The organism is Cupriavidus sp. IK-TO18, from assembly GCF_015549295.1.
Classification (GTDB): domain Bacteria; phylum Pseudomonadota; class Gammaproteobacteria; order Burkholderiales; family Burkholderiaceae; genus Cupriavidus; species Cupriavidus oxalaticus_A.
Genome location: NZ_JADGMP010000009.1, coordinates 249,694 through 262,231, shown reverse-complemented (window position 1 = coordinate 262,231; position 12,538 = coordinate 249,694). Strand labels below are relative to the sequence as shown.

At 65.5% G+C, this 12,538-nt stretch carries 12 protein-coding genes and 1 pseudogene; 10 read left to right on the top strand and 3 right to left on the bottom strand.

Going from position 1 to position 12,538, the window contains the following annotated elements; genetic code table 11:
• Positions 1–124: 124 nt before the first annotated feature.
• Positions 125–562 carry a PAS domain S-box protein gene (locus tag IPF36_RS09695; RefSeq protein ID WP_133094396.1) on the top strand — a complete coding sequence of 146 codons (438 nt, stop codon included), beginning with the start codon at positions 125–127 and terminating at the stop codon, positions 560–562.
• A gap of 171 nt (positions 563–733) precedes the next feature.
• Here the strand turns inward: IPF36_RS09695 and IPF36_RS09690 are convergent, their stop codons facing one another.
• A complete protein-coding gene (locus IPF36_RS09690; protein WP_240745820.1) occupies positions 734–1,285 on the bottom strand; it encodes a hypothetical protein in 552 nt (183 codons plus the stop codon).
• Between the two features lie 70 nt (positions 1,286–1,355).
• Between IPF36_RS09690 and IPF36_RS34585 the strand changes: the two genes are divergently transcribed.
• From IPF36_RS34585 to IPF36_RS09680, 3 genes and pseudogenes are all read left to right on the top strand, one after another.
• Complete coding sequence (locus IPF36_RS34585) at positions 1,356–1,502, top strand: hypothetical protein (protein ID WP_165971461.1); 147 nt, start codon at positions 1,356–1,358, stop codon at positions 1,500–1,502.
• A gap of 11 nt (positions 1,503–1,513) precedes the next feature.
• Positions 1,514–1,769: pseudogene (locus IPF36_RS34580) on the top strand (type II toxin-antitoxin system RelE/ParE family toxin).
• Positions 1,658–2,056, top strand: coding sequence for a transcriptional regulator (locus IPF36_RS09680; protein ID WP_368671136.1), 399 nt, complete (start codon positions 1,658–1,660; stop codon positions 2,054–2,056). The pseudogene IPF36_RS34580 and the gene IPF36_RS09680 overlap by 112 nt, the downstream one beginning before the upstream one ends.
• A 144-nt stretch (positions 2,057–2,200) precedes the next feature.
• On the opposite strand, the gene IPF36_RS09675 is transcribed toward IPF36_RS09680, so the two are convergent.
• Together IPF36_RS09675 and IPF36_RS09670 are read right to left on the bottom strand one after the other, a co-directional pair.
• A complete protein-coding gene (locus IPF36_RS09675) occupies positions 2,201–2,506 on the bottom strand; it encodes a LysR family transcriptional regulator (RefSeq protein ID WP_133094398.1) in 306 nt (101 codons plus the stop codon).
• A gap of 119 nt (positions 2,507–2,625) precedes the next feature.
• Positions 2,626–3,567 (bottom strand): LysR family transcriptional regulator, encoded by a 942-nt coding sequence (locus IPF36_RS09670; protein WP_135702910.1) that lies wholly within the window; start codon positions 3,565–3,567, stop codon positions 2,626–2,628.
• A gap of 212 nt (positions 3,568–3,779) precedes the next feature.
• Between IPF36_RS09670 and IPF36_RS34575 the strand changes: the two genes are divergently transcribed.
• The 6 genes from IPF36_RS34575 to fdhF all read left to right on the top strand — a co-directional run bounded on the left by IPF36_RS34575 (position 3,780) and on the right by fdhF (position 12,498).
• The gene (locus IPF36_RS34575) at positions 3,780–4,478 is read left to right on the top strand and encodes a hypothetical protein (RefSeq protein WP_255519725.1); all 699 of its coding nucleotides are present in this window, start codon (positions 3,780–3,782) and stop codon (positions 4,476–4,478) included.
• Positions 4,475–5,407, top strand: coding sequence for a LysR family transcriptional regulator (locus IPF36_RS09660; RefSeq protein WP_195427867.1), 933 nt, complete (start codon positions 4,475–4,477; stop codon positions 5,405–5,407). Before IPF36_RS34575 ends, IPF36_RS09660 begins: the two co-directional genes overlap by 4 nt.
• A 138-nt stretch (positions 5,408–5,545) precedes the next feature.
• Positions 5,546–5,764, top strand: coding sequence for a hypothetical protein (locus tag IPF36_RS09655; RefSeq protein ID WP_133094402.1), 219 nt, complete (start codon positions 5,546–5,548; stop codon positions 5,762–5,764).
• 697 nt (positions 5,765–6,461) lie between these two features.
• Entirely contained in the window at positions 6,462–7,781 is a 1,320-nt protein-coding gene (oxlT, locus tag IPF36_RS09650) for an oxalate/formate MFS antiporter (RefSeq protein WP_133094403.1), read from the top strand.
• Between the two features lie 175 nt (positions 7,782–7,956).
• Complete coding sequence (locus tag IPF36_RS09645; RefSeq protein WP_135702907.1) at positions 7,957–9,666, top strand: NADH-ubiquinone oxidoreductase-F iron-sulfur binding region domain-containing protein; 1,710 nt, start codon at positions 7,957–7,959, stop codon at positions 9,664–9,666.
• 9 nt (positions 9,667–9,675) lie between these two features.
• Positions 9,676–12,498 carry a formate dehydrogenase subunit alpha gene (gene fdhF / locus IPF36_RS09640; RefSeq protein WP_195427866.1) on the top strand — a complete coding sequence of 941 codons (2,823 nt, stop codon included), beginning with the start codon at positions 9,676–9,678 and terminating at the stop codon, positions 12,496–12,498.
• Positions 12,499–12,538 lie beyond the last annotated feature (40 nt).

Sequence of the window (12,538 nt, the reverse complement as noted above, 5' to 3'; positions counted from 1 at the left end):
GGCGTACGCCGGGGCCGCGCCAACTGCGCCGCCCCGGCGTTTTCGCTTGCAGCGCTGCCCCGTGCCGCGCTACCTTGATGGCTACATACCCCAACCGGCAATGACCGACAGAGAGGGAGTTCCCATGCCAGAACCCATCGACTACGCGCAGCTGGTGTCCGCCATCGGCGACGCCATCATCATCTCGGACGCCAAGGGCGCCATCACGCTGTGGAACCCCGCCGCCGAGCGCATGTTCGGCTACACCCAGGCCGAGGCCATGGGCCAGTCGCTCGACCTGATCATTCCCGAGCGGCTGCGCGGGCGCCATTGGGAGGGCTATGACAAGACCATGGCCACCGGCATCACGCGCTACGGCCATGACCTGCTCAAGGTGCCCGCGGTCGACAAGGACGGCAAGTCTCTGTCGATCGCCTTTACCGTGGCGCTGCTCAAGGATGACGCGGGGGCCATCACCGGCATCGTCGCCATAATCCGCGATGAAACCGTGCGCTTCCAGGAAGAGCGGGCGCTGAAGAAGCGGCTGGTCGAACTGGAAACTCAGGTCAAGGAACAGGCCTGATATCGCTGCATCCCGGCGGCCGGCTTGCCGGCCGCTTCCTGCATTTCGCTCCGTACCGCCTTGGCGTCGGCAATGCCGTTGCGCGTTGTCGAAACCGCTGACTTCCGTCGACTGACTTTCCCCGGCATACCCCGCATCGTCTCCGCCGCGCGCTTTGCGCGCGCTGCGGGCTCACCCTTTGCGCGCTGTGTGCCGCACCAGCAGCGATCCCAGCGGCAGGGCCAGCCCGAAAGCCAGGTAGACCAGCGTCAGCATGCGCGGCGACAGGCGCCGCTCGAAGCCAGGCGTCAGGCGGTGCGGCGTACACGTCAGGTCCACCAGGCAGGCAAGGGCTGCCACGCCAAGACCGCCAAGCGCCAGGGTGCCCGCGGCGCCGCGCGCATGATGCCGTGCCACCGCGGTTTCATAGAACACGGCCCAGAACACCGACATCGCATGATGGATGACGTAGCCCAGCATGGTATGCCGGACCGACGGCCGGTTGGCATGCATGGCGCGTTCGCCCCAGATCCAGTGGCTGACCGCATTGACCGGCGCGAACGCACTGCCGCAATCGACGGTGCCGCCACGGGCGAGCATGCCGGTGGAGACCAGGCTGGCGCAGGTCCCGGAAATCGCCGCGCGGCGCAGGATGGTCGACGCATCCGCCGGGAAGTGCTGCCCGGTGCCGGCGGCTTCACCGGCCGGCATGTCTGTGCGGAAGTGGTGGCGAGTAGGTTCCATGTGGTGGCAGCGGTGCGGCACATGCCTGCGCTGGCCGCTGCGGAAGCGCCCGTATGGCGGCGACACCGTCATGGCAAGCGAATTTCATGCCGTCACCAAAGTGGGCTGCGCGCGCATGACGGCCGCCGCGGATCGGGTGCCGGTGATGACCGGTGTCGATGTGGTGGTCAACCCTGGTCCGGCGCGGCAAGCGAAGCAATCTCATTGCAGGGCGTAGCCCAGCGGGCTATCGTCACGAGCGCTCGGTGCCTATGCGATAAGGCGCTGCTTCAACCGCATCACGCGGATCGGCTGCGCAGGCAACTCGGTGCATTGGATCAGGCCATCCGGCCTGAAGACATGGCTGTTCCTGGCTGGGCGCTTGCATCCGCTATGTGGCGACCTGGCTGGCCATTGGTCCGTCGTTGTCAATGGCCACTGGCGGCTGACATTCAGGTTCGAGGGAAGAGATGCCATCGTCGTGGACTACCAGGACTACCACTGAAGGACCGCATCATGAATCGCATGCACAACCCGCCGCACCCCGGAACCGTCCTGGGCGACTGGCTTGAAGGCGTGGACGACATGACCATCACGGCGTTTGCCGCGCATATCGGCGTAACGCGGGCAACGCTTTCGCGTATCCTCAACGGACACTCTTCGATTACACCTGACATTGCATCAGGCTCGAAGACGCGCTGGGGGCAAGCCGCGAGATGTGGAGTGGCATGCAGATGGCCCATGACCTTTGGCTTGCGGCGCAGAAGCCTCGTCCCCGGATCAAGCGGCTGATCCGGCGGACAGTGGAAGATGCCGCTGCGTGAGCGCCGCCGCGAACGCCAAAGCCAATGTCGATGCCAATGTCGAGTCGGCAGTTCGCACCGCAATAAAAAGGCGAGGCCGCCAAAGCGCCTCGCCTGTAACCGATCGGAGTGCTCAGTTGAGATGGCCGACCGCGCGCAGGTACTCGTTCTTTTTCTCGAAGATCAGCCCGCTGAGGAAGGCCGCATCATAAGCGGCGAGCAGGTGGGCGTGGTGCTCTTCAATGTAGCGGGCGACGCGGGCCTTTTCGCATTCGATGCCGCACAGCCATTCATACATCTCGGCGTCCCAGCGGAAACGCAGGCCCAGCTCGATGAAGGCGGCGTTATAGGCCGCGAGCTGCGTCTCGCGCGGGATGGGCCGGTTGTCGGTGCCGACCGTGATGGCGGCGGGGCGGCTGTCAGTCTGGACCTGGTTCATGGCTTGTCTCCTCGATACGCCGTAGCGGTGGGGTTGAGACAAGCATAGGGACGGCGAAGGATTTACGATAATTAAAGTTTCACTGTCAAACCATAATCCATTGTTTATGGATTGCTAGCCTAGGCTTCCAGTCGAATCAGTCCCTCCACGCCTGTAATCCGCTGGATCAGTCCGGCGCCTTCCTCCATCAGGAACTGCTTGAACGCAAGCGCCACCGGCGGCAGCCGCTTGTTCTTGCGATGCACAACGTACCAGTTGAGCATCACCGGAAAGCCCTCGATATCGAGCACGGCCAGCTTCCCCGCCTGCAACTCGAGCCCGACCGTATGCGCCGACAGGAAGGCGATGCCCATGTTGGCAATCACCGCCTGCTTGATGGTCTCCGTACTCTTGATCTCCATGGCAATGCGAAGGTTGGACAGCCGCCCGGCAAAGCCTTCCTGCATCGAATTCCACGTATCAGAGCCTTTTTCGCGCGAAACGAAGGCCTCGTCCGCCAATGCCGCCAGCGGGATGTTGCGCTTGCCGACCAGCGGATGGCTGGGCGCCGCGACGATGACGTAAGGGTGGGGCGCGAAGACTTCGTTGATGGTGTCCATGCCTTCGGGTGGACGCACCATCACCGCAAGGTCAGTCAGGTTGCCGGCCAGCTGGTGCAGCAATTCCTCGCGGTTGTGCACGGCAAGGTTCAGCGTCACGCCTTCATGGCGCTCCATGAACTCCGCCAGCAGCCGCGGAAAGAAATAGTCGCCGGCGCTGATCACCGCCACGTTGAGGCGCCCGCCGGAAATGCCCTTGAGTTGCGACATGGCGTCTTCGGCTTCGCGGAACTGCTGGATGATGCTGCGGCTGTAATGCAGCATTTCGTGCCCTGCCGGCGTCAGGTAGATCTTCTTGCCGAGTTGCTCGAACAGCGGCAGGCCGACATGGTGCTCCAGCTGCCGGACCTGGGTTGACACGGCCGGCTGCGTCAGGTGCAGCTCCTCGGCGGCGCGTGAAAAGCTCATATGGCGGGCGACGGTTTCAAAGACCTTCAGTTGCCGCAGCGTGGCGTTCCTCATTCAATCGTTCCGTGCAATATATAAACGGTCATCAATACAAACGATAAAAAACTTTATGCAGTCCTGATCTTAGATTCAAGTAGCATCAATCCCGGATTTGCATGCCGCAATGTCAGGCGCCGATCTCATCGCGACCAAGGGCCCACACCGAAGAGGCCCGGGAGGGTGTCCCATCCAGGACGCAGCTGGCAAGCACCAGGAGACAAGAACAGATGGCGCAATATGAAGCGGCGGCCACGCCCGCTCACGGAAATGTGAACGGCCGGGGCCTGCAGAATCGTTGGATCCAGCCCGCAATCGGCGTGGTATGCATGGGGCTGGTGGCCAACCTGCAGTATGGCTGGACCCTGTTTGTATCCCCGATGGACGCCAGGCATCACTGGGGAGCACTGGGCCCGATCGCGAAGGATTACGGGTTTGCGTCGATGCCGGTGACGCTGCTGGGGCTCACGTTGCCGCTGCTGACGATGACCTTGTCGATCGACAACCTGTGCAACGGCTTCACGCGGCCGCTGTGCGGGTTCCTGTCGGACAAGTTCGGCCGCGAGAGCGGGAATCTCGGCCAAGGTATTGCTGGCGCCAATGCGCAGGCGATTCATCACCGGGCAGGCCGAAGGCCTGCAGGTCGCGGATGCCGCCTATCTGCCACGAATCCAGAGAGAAGGAGACTAAGTTCCCCGGAAGAACGGCCTGCCTGCGTGCGGGCCGTTGCCATGACATCAGGCCAACGACCGCGCGACACCAGCAAATCCATACCCACAGCAACGATGGCTGCACACAGCCACGCCCCATCCAAGGAGACTGCCATGACCGGACCGCATGCATCGGTGCCCGCACCGCGACATCCCGCCGCGCCCGACCTAGGGTTGCGCCCGAGCTGCGCCGTGGCGTGTCAGGGAGGGCGGCCATGAATATCTCGCTGCCCCAATTGAAGGCCTTCGCCGCGGTGGCGCGGCACAAGAACTTTACGCGCGCGGCCGCCGAACTCGGCCTGACGCAGTCCGCGGTAAGCCGCAGCGTGCGCGAGCTGGAAGAAGAAATCGACCAGCGCCTGTTCGACCGCACTACCCGCCAGGTGGAACTGACCGACGCGGGCCTGCACCTGTCGCAGCGCATCTGCCACCTGATCGAAGAGGTCGAGCAGACGCTGCGCGACAGCCAGAGCGCGAGCCGCCCGTGCCAGGGGCTGGTGCAGATCGCGTCGGACCCGGTGCTCAGCTCGATGTCGTTGCCGGCTTGGCTGGCGGGCTGCCGGCAGGCGTGGCCCGCGATCGCGATCCACCTGAAGGACCGTTCGCAGGAATCTGTGCTGCAGAGCGTGCGCAGCGGCGAGGTCGACTTCGGCATCGCCACCGATCCGATTGCCGCCGATGACCTGTATTGCGAGCCGCTGTGCATCGATCCCTATCACGCGGTGCTGCCCGCGCAGCATCCGCTGGCCGCGCGCGACTCGGTAGGGTGGGGCGAGCTCAGCGATGCCAGCGTGCTGACGCTGGACCAGCAGTGCGGCGTGCAGCCGGCGGTGGAGAAGGCGCTCAGCAGCTACCACGTGCGGACCAGCTCGCTGCAGCTGCTCGGGCACTTTGCCGCGGTGTTCGGCATGGTGGCGCTGGGGCTGGGCATCGGCGTCGTGCCGTCGCGCGCGCAGGCGGGCGGGCTGAACCCGGCCGCCGTGATGCGGCCATTGCGGCCGCAGGTGACTTCGACAGTCATGCTGGTGCGGCGCAAGAGCCGGTCGCTGAAGCCCAACGCAGCCGCGATCTGGGACGCTTTGCGCGGCCTGGAGTACGAACCCCCGGCCACAGCGACCGCTGCGCGCCGCGATACCACCACCGTGTGACGCATGCGGGATCGCCGTCCAACCGCTGTTGTATTGGAGTAAACTTTCTACTGATATATTACATACAGGATATTTACACATAGTGCGGCGCAGCATATAATGAAAACTCCTGACCACAACGCAACTGGAGTTTTTGAAATGGAAGTCGCACTGCTCTTCGTCCTTGGCCTGGCCGCGCTTGCCGGCGGTGTCGCCATGACCGTCCTGCTGGCTACCCGCCTGCCGATGGACGTGCTGGTGACCGCGCAGGAACATGGCCGCTTTGCCGGGCTGGGATCGAGCCAGGAAAGCGACGGAGTGGGCCGCGCACGCCAGACGCGTGTCGTGCCTGCTGCCGGCGAACTGGCGTACGCCTGATCCGTGCCGGGCTGGCCCGTCCGTGCGTTCTGCGCATGGCAGGCGGGGCCCTGAGCGCGTTTGACAAGGATGTAGCGGCCGGCACCTTGTCGTAGACCCTGTCGTCTCAAGCCTGGCTTGAAGATCCTGCGGCCGCCATCTTTCCGCCCTTCGGTGCGCTGTTGTCCTGCGCGCTGTCCTGCTTCCCCGCCCCATCGTGAACCTCCCGCCAGGCTCTTATCACCGGCGCTTGCGTTCCCATCTTCCCTGACTTTCGGCTGAACCGTACCCGCATTCCGCTCCGGCATGCGAAGCGAGAGTCACGTTGGTCTGAATGTATCAAACTAGGGACTTTCCCCACCCGACCGTTTTCCCCGGTTTCCCCGGTCGCCAATCCCCGGCATGCTGATGGTTGCCCACCGGCGCGCCGATTGATGCGCCGGCTCAGGACAACTGCTTGATTTCCAAGGATTCCCGGTACCAGAGGCACGGCCTTTGATGCAACGCGCGCAATAGTGGCGCGGCAGCATCGAGCAGCCCGGCGCAGGTTGCGGACAGAGTTTGCTGCAGAGCCGCAACAAATACGCTTGACTTGGTTGATATATCACATACCGTATAGCACTAGAACGGCTAAGCTGTTCGAGACCGAGAGTCACGCAGAGGCGTCTTCAGGCGCCCAATCTTCCACCTTGGCGGCATGCCGCTATAAGGAGACATCATGGAACTGCAGCAAAGGGAGTCCACGTCGCGCTTTGCGTCGCCGTGGGTGCAATTGGTCTTCGGCGTAATCTGCATGGCGATGATCGCCAACATGCAGTACGGCTGGACGCTGTTCGTCAACCCGATCGACGATAAATACCACTGGGGCCGCACCGCGATCCAGGTGGCATTCACCATCTTCGTCGTGACGGAAACCTGGCTGGTACCGATCGAGGGCTACCTCGTTGACAAGTACGGCCCGCGCCCGGTAGTGGTGGGCGGTGGCCTGCTCTGCGCCGTTGCCTGGGCGCTGAACTCGGTGGCATCCTCGCTGCCGATGCTGTACGTCGCGGCGGCAATCGGCGGCCTGGGTGCTGGCGCTGTGTATGGCACTTGCGTGGGTAACGCGCTGAAGTGGTTCCCCAATCGCCGTGGGCTGGCGGCAGGGATCACGGCGGCCGGGTTTGGCGCGGGCTCCGCGCTGACCGTGGTGCCCATCGCCAACATGATCAAGACGTCGGGCTATGAAGCCGCGTTCCTGTGGTTCGGTCTTGGCCAGGGCCTGGTCGTGTTCATCCTGGGCATGGCCCTGTTCCCGCCGTCGGCCAAGATCCTGAGCGAGGTCAAGACCACGCTGAAGGCTGCCGCCACCTACAACGCTTCGCCGCGCGAGGTGCTGAAGTCGCCGATCTTCTGGGTCATGTACGCGATGTTCGTGATGATGGCCGCCGGCGGCCTGATGGCCACCGCCCAGCTCGGTCCGATCGCCAAGGACTTCGGCCTGCACGAGGCGCCGATCTCGATCCTTGGCCTGACCTTGCCCGCGCTGACCTTCGCACTGACCATCGACCGCGTGCTCAACGGCCTGACGCGACCGTTCTTCGGCTGGATCTCCGACCATATCGGCCGCGAACGCACCATGTTCTTTGCCTTCGGGGTCGAGGCCGTCGGTATCCTGCTGCTGTCGAAGTACGGCCACCATCCGGTTGCCTTCGTGATCCTGACCGGCGTGGTGTTCTTCGCCTGGGGTGAGATCTACAGCCTGTTCCCGGCCACCTGCGGCGACACCTTCGGGCCGAAGTTTGCCGCGACCAACGCCGGCCTGCTGTACACCGCCAAGGGCACGGCCGCGCTGCTGGTGCCGTTCTCCAGCGTGATCACGGCCGCCACGGGCAGCTGGCATGCGGTCTTCATGGTGGCCTCGGGCATGGCGGCATTGACTGCGATCATGGCGCTGTTCGTGCTCAAGCCAATGCGCGAAGCCCATGCCCGCAAGTATGTCCACGCCAATACCTCGGCACCGATGGGCTACCGTACCGTGCCGGAAGACCTGACCTGATGAAGAGAGCCTTGCGGCGCCTGCGGGCGCCGGTAGTAGCCGGGGCGGGCGGACGCCTGCACGGGCACCCGCCCCGGTAGCACAATACGAGAAAAATGAAGCACGACAGGAGGGTGGCCCGCGAGGCACCTTCCTGATCGGCCTTCCGACATCCACAAAAGATCCAGGCACCGCCATGAACCAGGTTGTCATCCCCCTTGAGGCGACCGGGCTCGGCCGGCAGCGCAAGCGCCGCCAGCCCAAGGGCCGCCAGGTCGACGCGGCCGCGCTGGCCGAAGTGCGCGTGGCGCTGGGCGACATGCCGCGCCGCCGCGACCTGCTGATCGAACACCTGCATTGCATCAACGACCGCTATGGCCAGCTTGCGATGCCCCACCTGGTCGCGCTCGCGAGCGAGCTGAGGCTATCGATGACCGAGGTGTACGAGGTCGCCACCTTCTACCACCATTTCGACGTGGTGCGCGAGGATGCGGACGGACAGATCGCGGCCCCGCCCGCGCTGACGGTGCGCGTTTGCGAGGGCATCGCCTGCGAACTGGCCGGTGCCCGCGCGCTGATCGACAAGCTGCCCGCCTTGCTCGGCACCGACGTGCGCGTGATCGCAGCCCCCTGCATCGGCCGTTGCGAGAAGGCGCCCGCGGCACTGGTCGGACAGAATCCCGTGGACGGTGCCACCGCCGACACGGTGGCCGCCGCGGTGCAGGCCGGGGCCGTGCGTCACGAGCCCGAGCCCCATATCGGCTACGGCGCGTACCGTGCAGCCGGCGGCTATGGGTTGCTGCAGTCGCTGGCCGACGGCACCCTCGATCCCGCCGCCGTGCTCTGCACGATGGAAGATTCCGGCCTGCGCGGCCTGGGCGGCGCGGGCTTCCCCACCGGCCGCAAATGGCGCATCGTGCAGAAGGAAGCCGCACCGCGCCTGATGGCCGTGAACATCGATGAAGGCGAGCCTGGCACCTTCAAGGACCGCGTCTACCTGGAGCGCGATCCGCACCGCTTCCTGGAAGGCATGCTGATCGCGGCGACGGTCGTGAACGTGTCGGCGATCTATATCTACCTGCGCGACGAATACGCCGGCTGCCGTGCGTTGCTGGCCGAGGCACTGCAGCAGCTGCGCGACGACCCGCCCATTCCCGGCCTGCCCGCGATCGAGCTGCGCCGCGGTGCAGGCGCGTATATCTGCGGCGAAGAGTCGGCGATGATCGAGTCGATCGAAGGCAAGCGCGGCATGCCGCGGCTGCGCCCGCCATATGTGGCGCAGGTGGGCCTGTTCGGCCGGCCCACGCTCGAGCACAACTTCGAGACCCTGTACTGGGTGCGCGACATCATCGAGAAGGGCGCGGAGTGGTTCGCCGCGCAGGGACGCAACGGGCGCAAGGGCTTGCGCTCGTTCTCGGTATCCGGACGCGTGAAGAAGCCGGGCGTTCACCTGGCGCCCGCGGGCATCTCCGTGCGCGAGCTGATCGACGAATACTGCGGCGGCATGCTCGACGGCCATGCCTTCTACGCCTACCTGCCGGGCGGCGCGTCGGGCGGCATCCTGCCCGCGTCGCTGGGCAATATCCCGCTCGATTTCGACACGCTGCAGCCGTACGGCTGCTTTATCGGCTCGGCCGCGGTGGTGATCCTGTCGGACCACGACAGCGCCACGCAGGCGGCGCGCAACCTGATGCACTTCTTCAAGCATGAGTCGTGCGGGCAATGCACGCCGTGCCGCACCGGCACAGCCAAGGCCCTCGACCTGATCCACCAGCCGAAGTGGGACCTCGCCGCGCTGGACGACCTGTCCGCGGTGATGCGCGATGCATCGATCTGCGGGCTGGGGCAGGCCGCGCCCAATCCCGTCGACTGCGTGATCAAGTACTTCCCGCACGAACTCGCGTGAGAGACTGACATGAATGCACTGACCCGCGCCGAACGCGCGCTTGTCGAATCCGCCGAGCCGGCCGTCACCTTCACGCTCAACGGCCGTGAAGTCACCGCGCAACCCGGCGAAAGCCTGCTCAGGGTGGCGCAGCGCGAGGGCTTCGACGTCCCGCACCTGTGCTACAAGGACGGCCTCGAAGCCGCGGGCAACTGCCGCGCCTGCATGGTCGAGATCCAGGGCGAGCGCGTGCTGGCCCCGTCCTGCTGCCGCTATCCCGCCGAGGGCATGCAGGTCCAGACCGAATCAGAACGCGCCCGCCGCGCCCAGCGCACCGTGCTGGAGCTGCTGCAGTCGGACATGCCGGAAGCGGAATACACGCGCCACAACGAACTCGACCAGTGGGCGACGAAGCTGGAGGTAGGCAAGCCGCGCTTTGCGCCGCGCGAGCGCGTGGCGGCTGACCTGTCGCACCCGGCCATCGCCGTCAACCTCGATGCCTGTATCCAGTGCACCCGCTGCCTGCGCGCCTGCCGTGACGAGCAGGTCAACGACGTGATCGGACTGGCCTTGCGCGGCGATCAGGCCCGCATCGTGTTCGACATGGACGACCCCATGGGCGCTTCCACCTGCGTCGCCTGCGGCGAATGCGTGCAGGCGTGCCCGACCGGCGCGCTGATGCCGGCGCGCGACGTGGCCCTGGCCGTGCCCGACAAGCAGGTCGAATCGGTGTGCCCGTACTGCGGCGTGGGCTGCCAGCTGACCTACAACGTCAAGGACAACCGCATCCTGTTCGTGGAAGGCCGCGACGGCCCCGCCAACCACCAGCGGCTGTGCGTGAAGGGCCGCTACGGCTTCGACTACGTGCAGCACCCGCAGCGGCTGACCGTGCCGCTGGTGCGCCGCGAAGGCGTGCCCAAGCGCGGTGATTTCGTCATGGATCCCGACCATGTGATGGACGTGTTCCGCGAAGCCAGCTGGGAAGAGGCGCTGGCGCTCGCCGGCGGCAGGCTCGCGCAGATCCGCGACACGCATGGCAAGCGCGCGCTGGCGGGCTTCGGCTCGGCCAAGGGCAGCAACGAAGAAGCCTACCTGTTCCAGAAGCTGGTGCGCACCGGCTTTGGCAGCAACAACGTCGACCATTGCACGCGGCTGTGCCATGCCTCGTCGGTGGCGGCGCTGCTGGAAGGCATCGGCTCGGGCGCGGTGTCGAATCCGGTGATGGATGTCGACAAGGCCGAGGTCGTGATCGTGATCGGCGCCAACCCGACCGTGAACCATCCGGTCGCGGCAAGCTGGATCAAGAACGCCGTGAAAAACGGCACCAGGCTGATCGTGGCCGATCCGCGCCGCTCCGACCTGGCGCGCTTCGCCTGGCGCTTCCTGCAGTTCAAGCCCGATGCCGACGTGGCGCTGCTCAACGCGATGATGCATGTGATCGTCAACGAGGGCCTGGTGGACCGCGATTTCATCGACAGCCGCACCATCGGCTTCGACGAACTGCAGCGCAACGTTGCCGCGTACAGTCCCGAGCTGATGGCGCCGATCTGCGGCATCGACGCCGAGATCATCCGCGAAGTCGCCCGGCTCTATGCGACCTCGAAGAGTTCGATGATTCTTTGGGGCATGGGCGTTTCGCAGCACGTGCACGGCACCGACAACGCCCGCTGCCTGATCGCCCTGGCGCTGATGACCGGCCAGATCGGACGGCCCGGCACCGGGCTGCATCCGCTGCGCGGGCAGAACAACGTGCAGGGCGCCTCCGACGCGGGGCTGATCCCGATGATGTATCCCGACTACCGGCGCGTCGACGATCCGGTGGCGATCGCCAGCTTCGAAGCGCTATGGGGCATGCCGCTGGACCGCCAGCCGGGCCTGACCGTGGTGGAGGTGATGCAGGCGATCGAGCGCGGCGAAGTGCGCGGCATGTACATCATGGGCGAAAACCCGGCGATGTCCGACCCCGACGCCGAGCATGCGCGCGAGGCGCTGGCATCGCTCGACCACCTGGTGGTGCAGGACATCTTCCTGACCGAGACGGCGTACCTGGCGGACGTGGTGCTGCCGGCATCGGCGTTCCCGGAGAAGACCGGCACCTTCACCAACACCGACCGCACGGTGCAGCTCGGGCGGCAGGCGCTCGACCCGCCGGGGCAGGCGCGGCAGGACCTGTGGATCATCCGGCAGATGGCGGCACAGCTCGGGCTGGACTGGCACTATGACAGCGTGGTGGACGTGTTCAACGAGATGCGGCAGGCAATGCCGAGCATCGGCGGCGTGACCTGGGAGCGGCTGGAGCGCGAACATGCGGTGACGTATCCGTGCAAGGAAGAGGGCGATCCGGGCGAGCCCGTGATTTTCACGGACAGCTTCCCGACCGAAAGCGGCCGTGGCCGTTTCGTGCCCGCGGACATCATTCCGGCGGCGGAGCGCCCTGATGCGGACTACCCGATGGTGCTGATCACCGGGCGCCAGCTGGAGCACTGGCATACCGGCAGCATGACGCGTCGCGCCGGCGTGCTCGATGCGATCGAGCCGGACCCGGTGGCGCTGGTGCATCCGCTGGATCTCGATGCAATGGGCGGCAAGCCCGGGGATGTGGTCACGCTATCGTCGCGCCGCGGCGAAGTCACGCTGTATGCGCGCGCCGATGCCGGCACGCCGCGCGGCGCCGTGTTCGTGCCGTTCTGCTACTACGAAGCGGCGATCAACAAGCTGACCAACGCGGCGCTGGACCCGTTCGGCAAGATTCCCGAGTTCAAGTATTGCGCGATCAGGATGACGGTGGGCGGGCAGGTGCCGGTGCAGTCGAGCTATGGGGGCGGGCAGATATTGGAGCCAGCATCCGTCTGACCGGAAGGATGGTGGTGTTTCGCATGGCAGGCGAGACACC

Coding starts and splice junctions, on each gene's coding strand:
- IPF36_RS09695 (WP_133094396.1), top strand. CDS start 125: ATGCCAGAACCCATCGACTACGCGCAGCTGGTGTCCGCCATCGGCGAC.
- IPF36_RS09690 (WP_240745820.1), bottom strand. CDS start 1,285: ATGGAACCTACTCGCCACCACTTCCGCACAGACATGCCGGCCGGTGAA.
- IPF36_RS34585 (WP_165971461.1), top strand. CDS start 1,356: ATGGCAAGCGAATTTCATGCCGTCACCAAAGTGGGCTGCGCGCGCATG.
- IPF36_RS09680 (WP_368671136.1), top strand. CDS start 1,658: ATGTGGCGACCTGGCTGGCCATTGGTCCGTCGTTGTCAATGGCCACTG.
- IPF36_RS09675 (WP_133094398.1), bottom strand. CDS start 2,506: ATGAACCAGGTCCAGACTGACAGCCGCCCCGCCGCCATCACGGTCGGC.
- IPF36_RS09670 (WP_135702910.1), bottom strand. CDS start 3,567: ATGAGGAACGCCACGCTGCGGCAACTGAAGGTCTTTGAAACCGTCGCC.
- IPF36_RS34575 (WP_255519725.1), top strand. CDS start 3,780: ATGGCGCAATATGAAGCGGCGGCCACGCCCGCTCACGGAAATGTGAAC.
- IPF36_RS09660 (WP_195427867.1), top strand. CDS start 4,475: ATGAATATCTCGCTGCCCCAATTGAAGGCCTTCGCCGCGGTGGCGCGG.
- IPF36_RS09655 (WP_133094402.1), top strand. CDS start 5,546: ATGGAAGTCGCACTGCTCTTCGTCCTTGGCCTGGCCGCGCTTGCCGGC.
- oxlT (WP_133094403.1), top strand. CDS start 6,462: ATGGAACTGCAGCAAAGGGAGTCCACGTCGCGCTTTGCGTCGCCGTGG.
- IPF36_RS09645 (WP_135702907.1), top strand. CDS start 7,957: ATGAACCAGGTTGTCATCCCCCTTGAGGCGACCGGGCTCGGCCGGCAG.
- fdhF (WP_195427866.1), top strand. CDS start 9,676: ATGAATGCACTGACCCGCGCCGAACGCGCGCTTGTCGAATCCGCCGAG.